Origin of the sequence: Ventrimonas faecis (assembly GCF_040096075.1) — a bacterium.
In the GTDB taxonomy this organism is placed as follows: Bacteria; Bacillota; Clostridia; order Lachnospirales; family Lachnospiraceae; genus Brotaphodocola; species Brotaphodocola faecis.
On record NZ_JBBMFJ010000003.1, the window covers coordinates 68347 to 84591 of the forward strand.

General features: G+C 54.6%; 12 protein-coding genes and 1 pseudogene. 12 read left to right on the forward strand and 1 reads right to left on the reverse strand.

Going from position 1 to position 16245, the window contains the following annotated elements; genetic code table 11:
• Window positions 1-27: 27 nt before the first annotated feature.
• Window positions 28-267: a hypothetical protein gene (locus WMO41_RS02490; protein WP_021682886.1), complete on the reverse strand. Its 240-nt coding sequence runs from the start codon at window positions 265-267 to the stop codon at window positions 28-30.
• On the opposite strand from WMO41_RS02490, the gene WMO41_RS02495 reads away from it, so the two are divergent.
• The 12 genes and pseudogenes from WMO41_RS02495 to srtB all read left to right on the forward strand — a co-directional run bounded on the left by WMO41_RS02495 (window position 241) and on the right by srtB (window position 16241).
• Window positions 241-438 carry a hypothetical protein gene (locus WMO41_RS02495; protein ID WP_002569220.1) on the forward strand — a complete coding sequence of 66 codons (198 nt, stop codon included), beginning with the start codon at window positions 241-243 and terminating at the stop codon, window positions 436-438. The genes WMO41_RS02490 and WMO41_RS02495 overlap by 27 nt on opposite strands.
• A complete protein-coding gene (locus WMO41_RS02500) occupies window positions 439-2109 on the forward strand; it encodes a recombinase family protein (protein ID WP_099357301.1) in 1671 nt (556 codons plus the stop codon). It begins immediately after the preceding gene.
• Between the two features lie 90 nt (window positions 2110-2199).
• Window positions 2200-2283, forward strand: a pseudogene (locus WMO41_RS02505) (Maff2 family mobile element protein); the annotation flags it as partial.
• 6 nt (window positions 2284-2289) lie between these two features.
• Window positions 2290-3153, forward strand: a complete 864-nt coding sequence (locus WMO41_RS02510; protein ID WP_009249965.1) for a VirB6/TrbL-like conjugal transfer protein, CD1112 family — start codon at window positions 2290-2292, stop codon at window positions 3151-3153.
• A 39-nt stretch (window positions 3154-3192) separates the two neighbouring features.
• Window positions 3193-3633, forward strand: coding sequence for a SpoVG family protein (locus WMO41_RS02515; RefSeq protein ID WP_009249966.1), 441 nt, complete (start codon window positions 3193-3195; stop codon window positions 3631-3633).
• Window positions 3633-4187, forward strand: coding sequence for an MT-A70 family methyltransferase (locus WMO41_RS02520; RefSeq protein WP_009249967.1), 555 nt, complete (start codon window positions 3633-3635; stop codon window positions 4185-4187). The genes WMO41_RS02515 and WMO41_RS02520 overlap by 1 nt, the downstream gene beginning before the upstream one ends.
• A gap of 33 nt (window positions 4188-4220) precedes the next feature.
• The gene (locus WMO41_RS02525; protein ID WP_044983744.1) at window positions 4221-4655 is read left to right on the forward strand and encodes a PrgI family protein; all 435 of its coding nucleotides are present in this window, start codon (window positions 4221-4223) and stop codon (window positions 4653-4655) included.
• Window positions 4555-7026: a VirB4-like conjugal transfer ATPase, CD1110 family gene (locus WMO41_RS02530; RefSeq protein WP_009249968.1), complete on the forward strand. Its 2472-nt coding sequence runs from the start codon at window positions 4555-4557 to the stop codon at window positions 7024-7026. Before WMO41_RS02525 ends, WMO41_RS02530 begins: the two co-directional genes overlap by 101 nt.
• Window positions 7027-7071: 45 nt before the next feature.
• Window positions 7072-9852, forward strand: coding sequence for a CD1108 family mobile element protein (locus tag WMO41_RS16040; protein ID WP_009249969.1), 2781 nt, complete (start codon window positions 7072-7074; stop codon window positions 9850-9852).
• An 18-nt stretch (window positions 9853-9870) separates the two neighbouring features.
• Entirely contained in the window at window positions 9871-10116 is a 246-nt protein-coding gene (locus WMO41_RS02540; RefSeq protein ID WP_009249970.1) for a DUF4315 family protein, read from the forward strand.
• A complete protein-coding gene (locus WMO41_RS02545; RefSeq protein WP_009249971.1) occupies window positions 10106-11275 on the forward strand; it encodes a DUF4366 domain-containing protein in 1170 nt (389 codons plus the stop codon). The genes WMO41_RS02540 and WMO41_RS02545 overlap by 11 nt, the downstream gene beginning before the upstream one ends.
• Window positions 11276-11324: 49 nt before the next feature.
• The gene (gene srtB, locus WMO41_RS02550; protein ID WP_044983842.1) at window positions 11325-16241 is read left to right on the forward strand and encodes a class B sortase; all 4917 of its coding nucleotides are present in this window, start codon (window positions 11325-11327) and stop codon (window positions 16239-16241) included.
• The last annotated feature ends 4 nt before the right edge of the window (window positions 16242-16245 follow it).

A 16245-nucleotide genomic window follows, 5' to 3' on the forward strand; every position in this document is an offset into this window, starting at 1 on the left:
AATGACCGCCCGTTGCACCCCCTGTTGCTATCCCGTTGCCGAGCCGGTTGCCGGGGAAAACCCCTTATTTCCGGGCTTTTCTCCCTTATAACAACCAAAACAACAGAAAAATAAAAGAAAAGTATAAATAGTAACCATCGCCAGATTGAGATTGTTTGCAAGGTCTTTTGAAGCCCGTTGCCGGACTTCGTTGCCGACACCCTCTGTCTGGCTATTTTCATGTATGGAGGATAACTGCCTATGGCAAAAAACAAAACAGAGATTCATGTGACCACTGTATTTGACGGGGAACTGGACGCAACCGATGTGTTCGTCAGTCTGATTTCCCAGAAATACGGTAAAACAAATACAAAAGAATATCTTGCCAAAAAGAAAGATATAGGCTATAATGAAGATGAGGTTCAAAAGAGCCAGATACCGTCTGGATTGTGTGGGTAAATGGCTATGATGAACGAAATGGAATACAGAACAATCGGTTCGGCACTTGCCGGGGGCTATCGTGCGGCGGTCTATTGCAGGCTGTCAAAGGACGATGACCTGCAAGGCGAAAGTGCCAGTATCGCCAACCAGCGGGATATGCTGGAAAAATACTGCGAAAAGCAGGGATGGGAGGTTGTGGCAGTCTATCAGGACGATGGCTTCACAGGTCTTAATATGGAGCGTCCTGATTTACAGAGAATGTTGAGAGCCATTGAGCGCAGGCAAATCAACCTTGTCATCACGAAAGACCTCAGCCGACTGGGGCGGAACTATCTGCAAACCGGGCATTTGATTGAGGACTTTTTCCCAAGAAACGGTGTCCGCTATATCGCCATGAATGACGGTATCGACACCCTGCGGGATAACAACGATATTGCCCCGTTCAAGAATATCCTGAACGAGATGTACAGCAAGGATATTTCCAAGAAAGTCCATTCCTCTTATCTTCTGAAAGCGCAGAAAGGACAGTTTACCGGGTGTCTTGCCCCGTTTGGGTATCGGAAAGACCCGGAGGACAAAAACCATCTGCTCATTGACGAGGAAACCGCCCCGATTGTGCGACTGATTTTCGGATATGCCCTGAACGGTCATGGTCCGAACTATATCCGCAGACGGCTGGAGGAAGAAAAAATCCCCTGCCCCACATGGTGGAACCGGGAACGGGGGCTTCGCAATACCCGCACCAAATGGGAAAAGAAAGACCCAGAAAAAGGACGGTATATGTGGGACTTCTCCGTTATCAAAGACCTTTTGATGAATCCCGTCTACACCGGGGCGATTGCTTCCCAGAAAAAGGACTACCGTTTCAAAATCGGCACGATTGGGGAAAAGAAGCCGGAGGACTGGATTGTGGTGGAGGGGCAGCATGAACCGCTGATTGACCGCATGAGCTTTGACATTGTGCAGAATAAGCTGAAATCCCGCCAGCGTCCGGGGCAGACCAATGAAATCAGCCTGTTTGCCGGACTGATAAAATGCGGCGAGTGTGGGAAGTCGCTGACGGTACGCTACACAAACGCAAAACATCCTCAGCAGATTTATTCCTGCAAGACCTACAATGCCTTTGGAAAGAACCACTGCACCCAGCATCGGATTGACTATGACACCCTTTACAGCCATGTGCTGCGGAAAATCCGGGAATGTGCCAGAGCTGCCCTGATGGACGGGGAAGCGGTTGCCGACCGCCTGACCAATACCTGTGAAGCCGAGCAGCGGGAACAGCGGGAAGCAATGGAACGCTCCCTTACAAGGGACGAGGAACGGATTGAGATTCTGGACAAAATGGTAATGCGGCTTTATGAGGATATGATTGCAGGGCGTATCAGTGAACAGAATTTCAACACCATGCTGGAAAAGACACAGACCGAGCAGACGGAGCTTAAAACAAAAGTGTCCGAGGGCAGAAAGCGGCTGTCCGATGAAGTCCAGCTTGCCAATGATGCAAAACAATGGGTGGAAGCCATTCAGGAATACGCCAACATCACAGAGCTGGACGCAGCCACCCTTAACCGCTTAATCAAAGAAATCGTCGTGCATGAGCGCATTGACGAAGATAAAACAAGACACATTTCTATCGAAATTCATTTTAATCTCAAACCCATCCCGGAGGTGGAACAGGTCACTGCCTGACCTGTCCCGCCGGGACGGTTCTCTTAAAAATACCATATAGATTTTTTGTACGCCGCCGCCCGCCATCGAGCAGAGTTTTACACCTAATTGGGGATAAAACAGCTTATGGCGGGCGGCGGTATCGCCCTGGTGGGTGCCACGCTGATTCCGCTCCTGTCCGGCCTGTTCAGTTAATAGCCGATGGGCAGTCTGTTTGATTGGATAACAGACTGGATCAAAGAGGGCCTGATCGAAGCGATCACCGGGCAGTACACCAGTATTTTTGAATCGGTAAACAGCCAGGTCGCGGATGTGGCCGGGCAGGTCGGACAGACCCCGCAGGGCTGGAATGGCGGCGTGTTCAGTATGATCCAGAATCTTTCTGAAACCGTCGTCATTCCCATTGCGGGCATGATCCTGACCTTTGTGCTGGTATATGAGCTGATTCAGATGATTTTGGAAAAGAACAACATGCACGATTTTGATACGTTCAACATCTTCAAGTGGATCTTCAAGACCTTTGTAGCCACCTACCTGCTTACCAACTGTTTTACGATTGTCATGGCGGTGTTTGATGTCGCCCAAAATGTGGTATCGCGGAGCGCCGGCGTGATAAACGGGAACCTGGATGTCACGGCGGCGCTGGCTGACCTGGAAACGCAGCTTGAAGCAATGGGGATGTGGGAGCTGATCGGCTTATGGCTGGAAACCAACATCATCAACCTGTGTATGTGGGTACTGTCTATTGTGATCTTTGTCATTGTCTATGGCCGCATGATTGAAATATATCTCACGGTCAGCCTGGCACCCATACCGTTTTCCACAATGGCAAACCGTGAATGGGGACAGATGGGGACGAATTACCTTCGTTCCCTGTTCGCTCTGGGATTCCAGGGGTTCTTAATTCTGGTATGCGTCGCGATCTACGCGGTGCTGGTCCAGTCGATCCCCTCGTCCGGCGATATTCACGGTGCGATCTGGGGCACGGCGGGATATACCGTACTGCTGGCCTTCGCCCTCTTTAAGACAGGCTCGTTATCTAAAAGTATATTCAACTCGCATTAGCGGGTAACAACTACATTTTAACAAGGAGGAACTTTCATTATGAGTAAAACCAATACCGAACCCATGCAGCCGGACACTCAGGCGTCCGAAAGCTTGAAGCTGGATGTAACCGTGCGCCCGATTGCCCCGATGGGGAACCTCTTGGCCTTTGCCAACGTGACGATTGGCGACTGTTTCAAGATCGACGGCTTCCGTATCTGCTCCGGCGAGAACGGCCTGTATGTCAACATGCCTTCCACCCAGGATAAGCAGGGAAAATGGAGGGATGTGTGCTGGCCGGTGACGGCGGACTTTCGCAGGCAGCTCAACGACGCCCTGATCGAAGGGTACGGCCAGGCGATTGAAAATTTGCAGGCCACCCTTGAAGCGACCAGGGACGCAGAAAAGCCTTCCCTGACCGGCGCCCTGAAAGAAAATGCCGGAAAGGTCAAGACGCAGCCGGCAAAGCCCGCGCCTGCCAAGAGTGAGCAGGCCCGCTGATGGCGGAGGCTAAGAAATATGGCATTGTGTACGCGGACCCGCCCTGGCGCTATGACATGAAGCGCGGCAAAGGCGTGGCAGAAAACCATTACCCCACCATGAGCATGGATGAAATATGCGCACTGCCGGTTGCAGACCTTGCGGCCAAAGACAGTGCGCTTTTTCTATGGGCCACCTTCCCGCAGCTTAATGAGGCGTTCCGGGTGATTGAGGCATGGGGCTTCCACTATAAGACCCTGGCGTTTCTGTGGCTGAAGCAGAACCGGAAAGCCGATAGCTGGTTTTATGGGATGGGCTTCTGGACCCGCTCCAACGCGGAGGTATGTCTGCTGGCAACACGCGGGCACCCGAAACGCCAGTGTGCGGGAATCCACCAGTTTGTGATCTCCCATATCGAGCAGCACAGCAAGAAACCCGATGAAGTGCGGGACAAGATCATAAAGCTCATGGGAGATCAGCCCAGGGTGGAGCTTTTTGCCAGGCAGCAGACCCCCGGCTGGGATGTATGGGGCAATGAAGTGGATTGCAGTATTACAATGCCGCAAAACGGATAAAAAAGATTCTCGCAGATCGGAGGTGACAACGAAATGCCTTATGTACCCGTACCCAAAGACTTAACCAAAGTCAAGACCAAAGTAGCCGCTGGCCTGACAAAGCGCCAGCTTATTTGTTTCAGTCTGGCCGCGCTGGTGGGGCTGCCGGTATATTTCCTTACCCGCGGCGCCATCGGCAATTCGGCGGCGGTGCTCCTTATGATCGGCCTGATGATGCCCTTTTTCTTCTTTGCCATGTATGAGAAGGACGGGCAGCCGGCGGAAAAGCTGTTAAGGAACCGGCTCCGCTATAAGCTCTGGCCGAAGGACCGCCCTTACCGGACAGAAAACTTCTACAAATCCATATCCAAAAAGGAGGTATCACAGATTGCCAAAAACCAGACAGCAGGAGGCGCAGGAAAAACGTCTGCAAAGAAACGTAAAGCAGGCAAAAAAGACCCGCACCGAAGCAAGAAAGGCAGGAAGTAAAACTGCCTCTCCTGCCGGGCCGAAGAAAAAGCCCGGCTTTTTTTCCGGGCTGAAAGCGGACGCCCCGCAGACGGTCCAGCAGAGTATTCCCTATAAGGAAATGTACCGGGACGGTATCTGCCGTGTGAGCGGCAATTATTACACCAAGACGGTGCAGTTCTTTGATATTAACTACCAGCTCGCGCAGGCGGACGACAAGGCGCAGATTTTTGAGGGCTACTGCGATTTTCTCAATTACTTTGACGCCTCGATCCATGTGCAGCTCACCTTCATCAACCAGCGGGCCAATATGCAGGACTTTGTTCACAGCATAGAGATTCCTGCCCGTGGCGACGAGTACGACGGAATCCGCAGGGAGTACGCGGATATGTTAAAGAACCAGCTCCAAAAGGGCAACAACGGCCTTACCAAGCGGAAATACATCACCTTCGGGATTGAAGCGGAGGACCTTCGCACGGCGAAAATGCGTCTGGAACGGATCGAAACGGACGTGCTGGGGAACTTCAAAGCCCTGGGCGTGCAGGCAAGGCCCTTAAACGGGCTGGAACGTCTGGAGCTTCTGCACAGCCAGCTCCACCCGGACGGCCAGGAGAAACTTCATTTTAACTGGTCGGATTTGCCGAAAACCGGGCTCTCCACAAAGGACTATATCGCCCCTTCCGGTCTCTCCTTCTCCCAGGACGGCAAGACCTTCCGGGTGGGCGACCATTCCGGCGCGGTGTCCTTCTTGCAGATTTTGGCCCCGGAGCTGACGGATCGGCTGCTGGCGGAACTGCTTGACCTGGATGACGCCGTGACAATCAACCTGCATATCCAGTCTATCGACCAGGCCCAGGCGATCAAGAACATCAAACGCAAGATGTCTGATTTGCAGAAGATGACGATTGAGGAACAGAAGAAAGCGGTCCGCTCCGGCTATGACATGGACATCATACCTACCGACCTTGCCACTTATGGGGAAGAAGCGAAAAATCTCCTGCAGGATTTGCAGAGCCGGAATGAAAGGATGTTCCTTGTGACGGTTCTGGTGGAGAATATCGCCCCGAAGCGCAAAAAGCTGTTTACGGATATTTTTTCCGCTTCCGGTGTGGCGCAGAAATACAACTGTGCCCTGAAACGCCTGGACTTCCAGCAGGAGCAGGGCCTTATGTCCTCTCTATGCCTGGGGCAGAACCAGATCGAGATCGAGCGGGGTCTTACCACCAGCAGCACGGCCATTTTCGTGCCGTTTACCACCTGCGAGCTGTTTCAGGAGGGCGAGGCTTTGTATTACGGTCTCAATGCCCTTAGCAACAACCTGATTATGGCGAACCGCAAGAACCTGAAAAACCCCAACGGCCTGTTCCTGGGTACGCCCGGCAGTGGCAAATCTTTCTCTGCCAAGCGTGAGATCGTCAATGTGTTCCTTCTGACGGAGGACGACATTATCATAGCAGACCCGGAAAATGAGTACGGGCCTTTGGTAAAGCAGTTTGGAGCTCAGGGGCAGGTCATTGACATTTCCCCTAACTCCACTAACTACATCAATCCGATGGATATAAACCTGGACTATTCGGATGATGAAAACCCGATCACCCTGAAAAGTGATTTTATCCTGTCTCTGTGTGACCTTATCATCGGCGGCAAGGAGGGGCTTTCCCCTATTGAAAAGACGATCATTGACCGCTGCACAAGGCTTGTGTACCGGGACTATTTGCAGGACCCGCGCCCGGAAAACATGCCAATCCTGGGGGATTTGTACGACCTCCTTCGCAAACAGAGCGAACCGGAGGCGCAGAATATCGCCACGGCGCTGGAAATCTACGTCAATGGTTCCTTGAATGTGTTTAACCACCGTTCCAATATCCAGATGGATCACCACCGGGTACTGTGCTTCCAGTTGAAGTCATTGGGAAAGGCCCTGAAAGAGATCGGCCTTCTTATCATGCAGGACGCGGTCTGGAACCGTGTTACGGCCAACCGCTCCAAGCATAAGACGACCTGGTTCTATATCGACGAATTCCACCTCCTGCTGAAAGGACAGACCGGAAGTTTCAGTGTAGAGATATGGAAACGGTTCAGAAAATGGGGCGGGATTCCCAGCGGTTTAACGCAGAATGTGAAGGACCTGCTGGCTTCCAGGGAGATCGAGAACATCTTTGAGAACTCGGATTTTATCTACATGCTCAACCAGGCCCAGGGAGACCGGCAGATTTTGGCGAAGCAGTTAGGCATTTCGCCCCACCAGCTTTCCTATGTGACCCATTCCGGCCCCGGCGAGGGTCTTTTGTTTTTCGGCAATGTGATTATTCCTTTCGTCGATCACTTCCCGAAGGACACCCTTCTGTATTCGGTCCTTACCACAAGGCCGGATGAAGTGGCAGGCGCATGAGCGCCGGCAGACCAGCAACGATAATTCAGACTGGAGGTGATGGATATGTCCCGTGATAAAGAGTTCAGACGGCCCAAAGACGCGGTGCGGCAGCCGGCGGGAAAAACAGAAACCGACGTCCGGACCGGCGAGATGCGCGGGCAGGATTTTGATCTGCGCCGGGCCCGTGACGCTCCTGTGCAGGAAGATAACCGCCATAGAGGGTGGAACCTGTATCAAGGGGCTTCGGAGGACGGCGCAGTTCCAGCAACGGATTCCAATACGTATGCTGCTGCTTCCCGGCAGCCAGTGGATGAAATGGCGGCTTATGAATCTGCGGACTATGGAACACATGCGGAGGCTTTTTCCCGGCAGTCGTCCGGGGATTCTGACAGCTTCATTCAGGACAGCCGCAGCGTTCCGCAGCAAAACGGGCCGGATTTTTCCGGGCGTGACAGCTTCCGCGAAAGCAGGCAGCAGGATTCCAGGCACAGTGATTCCGGCAGGCTCCAGCGCCGGGATGCAGACTTTTCCCGGCGCGGCGGCCAGGAGTTGCCCGGTTCCGGCAGTTCGGAGGCTTCCGCTGCTTCGGAGGCCGGCAGCACAAATGCCGGGGAAACATCGGGCAGACGCCGGATGCACCAGCATGGCAACAAGTACCAGCAGCGTTTCCAGGAGGCGGCAAAAGCCGAGGAACCCCAGGAGAAACAGCCGGGTTCAGCCGAGGGAGAACCGAAACGGCCTTCCAAGCTGGAATTTACCGCTGACGAGCTGCCACCGGAGGCGGCGGATAAAAAGCTGACCCAGGCGAGGCGCAGGGCCGAGCGTGTGGAAAAGAAGCTGGAGGACGCCGAGGCGCGTCTGCCTTCCCGGAAAAAACTGCGGATGGAGACGGCTTCCGACCCGGAGACCGGCAAAGCAAAAAAACGGCTGAAATTTGAGCAGGAAGTAAAATCCCAGCGGGCGCATGTAAAGGGCTCCCTTCCCATGCGCCCGGTAAAGGCGGCAGCGAATACGGCTGTCGGCTACGCCCATAAGAAAATCTACCAGGCGGAGGAAGAAAATGTCGGCGTGAAAGCCGCCCACCGCACCGAGCTTGTGGGTGAGGCCTGGGCGCGCACCCTGTACCACCGCCATAAAACAGCGCCATACCGCCGGGTGACAAAGTTACAGCAGAAATCAGCGAGGGCTAACGCGAAGCTTGCCTACCGGCAGACCCTTTCGGAACACCCGGAGCTAAAGAAAAATTTCCTTGCCCGGATGTGGCAGAAGCAAAAGCTGAAACGGCAGTATGCCAAAGCCGCAAGGGAGGCACAGAAAACCGGAAAGCGGGCAAAGAACGCAGCCGTTACAACGGAAAAGATCGCTGCTTCGGTGGTAAACACCGTCAAGCGTCACCCGGTTATCTGCAGCATTCTCGTCCTTCTGCTTTTGGTGGTATTTCTCATTTCTTCGCTGTTTTCCTCGTTTTCCAATATCGGGACCGGGGGCCTGGGAAGTATCGCCGCCTCTACCTATCTGGCGGAGGACCAGGACATCAACAACGCGGAGCTTATCTATACCGAGTGGGAAACAGACCTGCAAATGGAAATAGACCGTGTGGAGACAGACCGGCCCGGTTATGACGAGTACCGCTATAACATCGGCGCAATCGAGCATGACCCCTATATCCTGATGGGCTATCTCACTTCTGCCTATCAGAATTTCACCTATGAGCAGATCGAGGGCGTCCTGCGGCAGCTTTTTAATGAGCAGTATTCCCTTACCTTTACGGAGGAAACGGAAATCCGCTACCGGACAGAGACCCATGTTGACCCGGAGACCGGCGAGGAAACCGAGGAAGAAGTACCGTATGAGTGGCACATTCTGAATGTAAAGCTCACGGCCACGCCTCTTGCAAACCTGGTGGTGCAGCGCATGAGCACCGAGCAGAAAGAAATCTGTGAGATTCTATTGCAGACCAAGGGCAACCGGCAGTATGTGAAAAATGTCTTTGGGATAAACTGGCTGCCCTATGTCACCAGCTACTACGGCTACCGGGTACACCCCATCAGCGGGGAAAAGAACTACCATACCGGCGTTGACATCGGCATGGCCCAGGGCACGGAAATCTTAGCCGGCCATGACGGTACGGTTACGCTGGCAGGAAACGCGGGCGGCTACGGCCTGTGTGTCGCCATTGAAGGCGAGGCTTACGAGGGGCATACCCTTACCACGAAATACGGCCACTGTTCACAGCTTCTTGTGTCCGTGGGCCAGGAAGTAAAGGCCGGGGATGTAATCGCGAAGGTCGGCAGCACCGGCAATTCCACCGGGCCGCACCTGCACCTGGAGGTATTGGTGGACGGGCAGTATTTGAATCCGCTGTATTTTGCAGATACCGGTGACACCGGCAGTACCGGGCTGCCAGCCATTGGCGCAGGCGGAGGCGGCAGCTACTTTGATTACGATATTCCGCCGGAGGCCCTTGCGGATGAACAGTTCGCGGCCATGATCGCGGAGGCGGAGAAATACTTAGGCTATCCGTATGTGTGGGGCGGCGCAAGCCCTTCCACTTCCTTTGACTGTTCAGGCTTCGTTTCCTGGGTAGTCAACCATACCGGCTGGAACTTCGGGCGGCTTACCGCGGACGGGCTTTTAGGCGTGTGTACGCCTGTATCGAGTGCGGACGCAAGACCCGGCGACCTGATTTTCTTCCAGGGGACCTATAACACCAGCGGCGCAAGCCATGTGGGAATCTATGTGGGTAACGGAATGATGATCCACTGCGGGGACCCGATCTCTTACGCAAATATCAATACAAGTTACTGGCAGCAGCATTTTTACACCTTTGCGCGGCTGCCTTAACAGAATGGAGGTAACAACTTGAACCCTAAAATTGAAAAACTGGCAAAAGACATTGAAAAGACCAAGGCGAAGATCGCGGAGCAGCAGGCCAGGCTCCAGGATTTGGAGAAACAGAAAACGGAGCTGGAGAACACCGACTTTGTGGCGGTGGCCCGCAGCTACCACCTGACGCCCCAGGAACTGGCCGAATTCTTAAAAACGCGGCAGATGGCGTCCGCACAGGAGTCTTCGCCGCAGGAACAGGAGGAAGTGCATGAGGACTAAACGAATCTCTCTCCTTGTGGCGCTTGTCTTTCTCATAGGCGCCATGACCTTGCCCATGACGGCTTTTGCCGCCGGGGGCAAGGACACCACGCCGCCCACGCTTACGGCGGTGCTGGATGGGGAAACCGTAAAGATCGTAAGCAGCGACGACAATTCCGGCGTGGAGGCGGTCTATATCGACAAGACCCGTGTAAATTCCCTTGTGGACGGGAAAGCCTCTGTCGCGCTGAAGGATTATGCCGGCACAGATAAAAAAGTGAGCGTCTACGCGGTGGATTATGCCGGCAACCGTTCTGATGCCGTGCAATTTGACAACCCCTATTACAAGGAACCGGTGTCCACGGAAAAGCCGGCTGCCCCCACGCAGCCGAGCCAGAGCAGCACCCCGGCAACAAAACCGGTACAGACCCAGGCAGCTTCTTCCGGCAGCACGGGCACCCAAAGCAGCAGTTCCAATACGGGAACGGATTCGGGCGGCACAAGCTCCCAGGACGGCAGCTCCGGCAGTACAGGAAATTCCGGCACACCGGAGCCCACCACTTCCTCCGTCCCGGAGGGCGCTTTCACCCCGGAGGGGACCGGGACCGTGCTGGACAGCGCCACCGGCGAGGATGGGGATAAACAGTTTTACACCATTACCACCGAGGCCGGGAATGTGTTCTACCTTATCATTGACGGCAAGCGTGACGACAACAACGTTTACTTTCTGAATGGCGTCACCGAGGCGGACCTGATGGCCCTTGCGGAAAAGAATGATGGCAGCGTGAGCGTGATCCCCGCTGCGGATGTCTGCACCTGTAAGGAGAAATGCGAGGCCGGAAAAGTCAATACCGGCTGCCCGGTCTGCAAAAATGACTTAAACGGCTGCATCGGAAAGGAAAAGCCGGCAGAGCCGGAGGAACCGGCTGAATCGGAACAGCCAAAGAAAGATACCGGCAGCGTCGGCACGATCATCTTTATCATCGTCGCCCTGCTTGCAGTCGGAGGCGTCGGCTATTATGTGAAGATCGTGCGCCCGAAACAGCAGGCGGCGGACGAGGACGAATTTGACGAGGACGACGGCTACGGGGAGGGCTTTGACCCGGACGAGGCTTACGGCGAACCGGAATATCTCTCCGAGGATGACTTTGAGGATAGCACCCATGAGGACGGCGAGTAATGCGCCGTCCTTACCTATTTTATGAAAGTGAGGTCTTTCTATCGTGAATATGAAAACGAATACACACCGCCGCGGTCTGCACAGGATCGTGGCATTTTTACTCTGCGCGGTATGCGTCTTTAGCCTGCTTCCCGCCCAGGCGTTTGCGGCAGGCGTGGGCCAGAAAGCAAGCTCCTGGCTGGGCGACCAGTATGTAGGGTCTGACGGGCAGCATTATTATTCCCCGGTGCCTACCAATTTCCTTGCTTACAATTCAGACGGAACCACGGATAAACGTTCCGGCTCCGGCGGCAGCGCCTACCGGCACTACATGCTGACAGATTCGGACGGCGTGACCCATTCGGTCTACTGCGTGGAGAGCGGGATTCCCTACAACACTTCCGAAAATACCTATACTTCGGAGAACGGGACCAACAGCGATTACCTGAATATGCTCCCGTCCGCTGCCAGGCGCGGCATTACCCTGACTGCGATCTATGGCTGGAAACCCGGCGCCTCCCTTCCTGTTTCCGGAATCAATGAGGACGATTATAAAATGGCGACGCAGATCATCCTCTGGGAATACCAGCAGCAGCTTCGCAGCGACCCCTACAGCCGGCACAGCAACGGCCACGCTTCGGCGGACCAGTATTACAGCGTGGTTGCCGGGCGTCCTGCGGAAAAGGCATACAACTGGATTCTGGAACAGGTGGCGTCCCACTCCACCGTCCCTTCCTTTACCGCGGCGAATAAGGGGGATGCCCCTGTTCTGGAACTGAAATGGGACACCAGCAGAAAGGTCTATACCCTGACTGTTACCGACACCAACAACCTGAATATCGACCTGCAAATGCTTTCCGGCAGCGGCGTGACCGTGAGCAGGAACGGCAACCAGTACACCTTCACCAGCAAAAACATGATTATGGAGCCGGTGAGCTTTGAGTTCAGAAAAGACATTCCGGTTGCCAACGACATGCTGATCTGGGGCCGCCCTGGTTATCAGACCATGATGACCGGCGCCAGCGACCCGGTTTCCTTCTTTATGAACATCAAAACGGAGACCTACGGCACCGCGAAGATCGTCAAGACCAGTGAGGACGGCATTGTGTCCGGCATTTCCTTCCGCATTTCCGGCACGGATATTTTGGGAAATGAAGTCAATGAGACTGTTACTACCGGGGATAACGGCCAGGTGGAAAAGAAATTCCTGCCCGGCACTTACCTGGTGACGGAAATCCCGGTTGACCGCTATGTGACCCCTTCCGCACAGTACATCACTATTGAGAGCGGCCAGACTGCTTCCGTCCATTTCAGCAATATTTTGAAGAAATTCCGCGTGCATGTGGTAAAGAGCGACGCGGACACCGGGACCGCCCAGGGCGACGCCACCCTTGCCGGGGCGACCTATGGGATTTATAACAATGGCGAGCTGGTAGATACCTATACCACCGGGCCGGACGGCAGCTTTATGACCCGTTACTATGTCTGCGGCGATAGCTGGACGGTACGGGAAATCGAGCCCAGCACCGGTTATCTTCTGAATGATACGGTCTATGAGGTGGGCGCTTCCCCGGCGCTGTACGAGGTGGAGCTGAACACTACGGAGAACCAGGTCACGGAAACCGTGATCTATGGCAATATCCAGCTTGTCAAGCATACGGACGACCCGGACCCGGATGTGTCCGAAGATGAAAATACGGAAGAACCGAATGAGGGTGTGATCGAGCACCCGGAGGCCGGCGCCGTCTTTGAAATCTACTTGAAGGCGGCGGGTAGCTATGATGCGGCGAAGGAAAGCGAGCGCGACCTGCTCACCACGGACAGCGACGGCTTTACTTCCTCCAAAATGCTGCCTTACGGCCATTATACGGTCCACCAGACAGCCGGTGAGGAAGGCAAGGCGTTCATTCCTGATTTTACCGTCTTTATTTCCGCAGACGGCCAGACCTACAGCTATATTCTGAATAACCGCACCATTACCGCAAGGCTCAAGGTGGAGAAATGCGACGCCGAGACCGGGAGCATTATCCCGATGACCGGCACGGGCTTCCAGATCAAGGACCTTTCCACCGGGGAATTTGTCACCCAGGAAATCTTCTACCCAAACCCGGAGACCCTTGATACCTTCTATGTTTCGGACGAAGGCTGGCTCATGCTGCCGGAACCTCTGCATACCGGGGATTATGAGCTTTATGAGGTGGCGGCTCCTTACGGTTATGTCCTTTCCAGTGAGCCCGTACCGTTCACCATTGACGGCAGCGAGGCGGTTGTGACCGTCACACAGTACAACATGCCCCAGAAGGGCCAGCTCACCATCACAAAGACCGGCGAGGTGTTCGCTTCCGTCCAGGAAAACGACGGCCTGTATCAGCCGGTATATGAAGTGGCCGGGCTTCCCGGCGCAGTTTATGATGTGATCGCTGACGAGGATATTTACACCGGCGACGGGACCCTCCGAGTAGCAAAGGACACAGTTGTAGAGACCCTTACCACCGGGGAAGATGGAACCGCCACAAGCGTACTTCTGTACCTGGGCCGCTACCGTCTGGAAGAACGGCAGGCGCCGGCTGGCATGGTCGTAAATGCTGTCCCGGAATATGCGGAGCTGACCTACGCGGGCGAGACCGTGGAGGTCACGCAGACCGCAGTAGGGTTGTATGACGAGCGCCAGAAAGTGGATGTTGCCCTGTTCAAAGCTCTGGAAACAGACGAGCTTTTCGGGCTTGGCATGAATGAGGAATACAAGGACATTTCCTTTGGTCTGTATGCTTCCGCTGACTTGACGGCGGCGGATGGCAGCGTGATCCCGGCAGGCGGGCTTCTGGAAGTGGTCTCCGTTTCCGCAAATGAGGCGGGCGGCTATGACGCTTGCTTTGATTCCGACCTTCCGTTTGGCAGCTATTATGTGCAGGAGCGCACCACCAACAGCGCCTATGTGCTTTCCGATACCAAATACCCGGTAGTTTTTGAATATGCGGGTCAGGAGGCTGCTCTTGTCTCTATCCTGATAAATGAGGGCGAGGCTGTTCCCAATGACCTGCTCCGCGGACGCATTGACGGTGTGAAATATGGCGAGAGCACGGAGGTTGGCGAAGATGTGAAGCTGGCCGGCGCGGTGATGGGCCTGTTTAAGCCTGACACCGAAGAATTTACCGAGGAAAACGCGCTGCTTACCGTAACCACCGGTGAGGATGGCAGCTTTGCCTTTGAGAATATCCCTTACGGTCACTGGATTGTAAAGGAAATTTCCGCTCCCGCGCTCTATACGGTGAGCCCGGAGGAACACCACATTTATATCGGTGCGGACGGCCAGACAATCGAATTCCGCGTGGATAATACCCTGATCCGCGGACGGGTGCAGCTCCATAAGACCGAGGCGGTGGATGAACCTTCCTCTGTGGAGAGCGATAAGGAGAATACTTTCCTGCGCTTCCTCTCCGGCGCGGTGTTTGAACTGTATGAGGACGCCAACGGCAACAAGGAGCTGGATGCCGAAGATACGCTGGTCGGCGCCCTGAAAGAGACAGACGGCGGATTCCACATGGCGGAGGATCTTCTGGCTAAGGGCTATTTCGTAAAAGAAAAGAAAGCGCCGGAGGGCTACCAGCCTGACGAAAAGGCTTATTACTTTGCGATCACCGAGGACGGCCAGACCGTTGTGATCGAAAACGGCGAGGCAGGCCGGGGATTTACCAATGAGGCATACCGCGGCAACCTGAAAATCACCAAAGATTCCAGTGACGGACGCAAGGACGGATTTGCCATTGAGGTCAAGAGCGCAGACGGTTCTTACTGTGAGACCTTCACCACACCGAAATCCGGCGTGATCGAGGTCAAGGGGCTGCGCGTCGGCATTTATACCGTAACCGAGCTTTCCAACCGTGCAAGCAAGGATTATATCATTCCTGACGCGGCCACGGTGGAGATCAAGGCGGACCAGACCGCAACGGTCCAGTTCTTTAATGAGAAACCAGAAAAACCGGAAACTCCTGATAATCCGAAAACACCGTCCAAGCCTTCCACACCGTCTAATCCTGATAAGGCAGTACCGCAGACCGGTGATGACAATTTCATTTTCCTGTACGGCGGCCTTCTGGCGCTGGCTCTGATCGGCGGTGGGATGTTTGCTGCCCTCTATTTCAAGAAGGGGAAATACAGCAGACAGACCCCTAAGACAAAGGCTGCGGGCATTGCGGCCCTCTCCCTCTGCGCGGCACTGGCGTTAGGCAGCGGCTTCCTGATGGTCCGTGACCTCTGCCAGTACAGTGAAAGCGCCGGGGCTTATGATGACCTCGCAGGACTGGTGGAGCTGCCGGAGCGGACCGAAACACCGGAGGATATGGAGACCGGGACCGCACCCATTGAAACGGAACCTGCTGGGTCAGCCCCTTCCGTGGTTCTTCCTATGGTGGATTTTGAATCTTTGCGGGAAAGCGGGCCGGACATCATCGGGTGGCTTACCCTTCCCGATACGGTGATCAACTACCCGGTAACGCAGGCGGATGACAACGAGTATTACCTGCACCACCTGTATGACGGCACCTACAATAAGGTGGGATGCCTGTTCGCGGATTATGAGAACAAGGCGGATTTTTCTGACCGGAACACCATTATTTACGGACATAACATGCGGGACGGCTCCATGTTCGCCGCCCTGAATGAGTATGACGAACAGAGCTACTTTGATACCCATAAGCAGATGTACCTTGTGACCCCGGAGGGCGGTTATCTCTGTGAGGTTTTCGCGGCGTTTGTGGCAAAGCCTTCCGAATCCGGCAGCGATACCTCTCCCTGGCGTCTTAGCTGGAAGGATGACGGCGCTTATACGACCTGGCTTACCGCTATGGCGGAGCGTTCTGTTGTGGAAACGGACGTCACGGTGACAAGCAGCGATAAGGTGCTGACCCTTTCCACCTGCACGCCCGGAGGCGCGAGCCGCTTCATCGTCATGGCAAAGCTGGTGGAAGTAAACAACGAAGCAGACTGAAAAC

Coding starts and splice junctions, on each gene's coding strand:
- WMO41_RS02495 (WP_002569220.1), top strand. CDS start 241: ATGGCAAAAAACAAAACAGAGATTCATGTGACCACTGTATTTGACGGG.
- WMO41_RS02490 (WP_021682886.1), bottom strand. CDS start 267: ATGAATCTCTGTTTTGTTTTTTGCCATAGGCAGTTATCCTCCATACAT.
- WMO41_RS02500 (WP_099357301.1), top strand. CDS start 439: ATGGCTATGATGAACGAAATGGAATACAGAACAATCGGTTCGGCACTT.
- WMO41_RS02510 (WP_009249965.1), top strand. CDS start 2,290: ATGGGCAGTCTGTTTGATTGGATAACAGACTGGATCAAAGAGGGCCTG.
- WMO41_RS02515 (WP_009249966.1), top strand. CDS start 3,193: ATGAGTAAAACCAATACCGAACCCATGCAGCCGGACACTCAGGCGTCC.
- WMO41_RS02520 (WP_009249967.1), top strand. CDS start 3,633: ATGGCGGAGGCTAAGAAATATGGCATTGTGTACGCGGACCCGCCCTGG.
- WMO41_RS02525 (WP_044983744.1), top strand. CDS start 4,221: ATGCCTTATGTACCCGTACCCAAAGACTTAACCAAAGTCAAGACCAAA.
- WMO41_RS16040 (WP_009249969.1), top strand. CDS start 7,072: ATGTCCCGTGATAAAGAGTTCAGACGGCCCAAAGACGCGGTGCGGCAG.
- WMO41_RS02545 (WP_009249971.1), top strand. CDS start 10,106: ATGAGGACTAAACGAATCTCTCTCCTTGTGGCGCTTGTCTTTCTCATA.
- srtB (WP_044983842.1), top strand. CDS start 11,325: ATGAAAACGAATACACACCGCCGCGGTCTGCACAGGATCGTGGCATTT.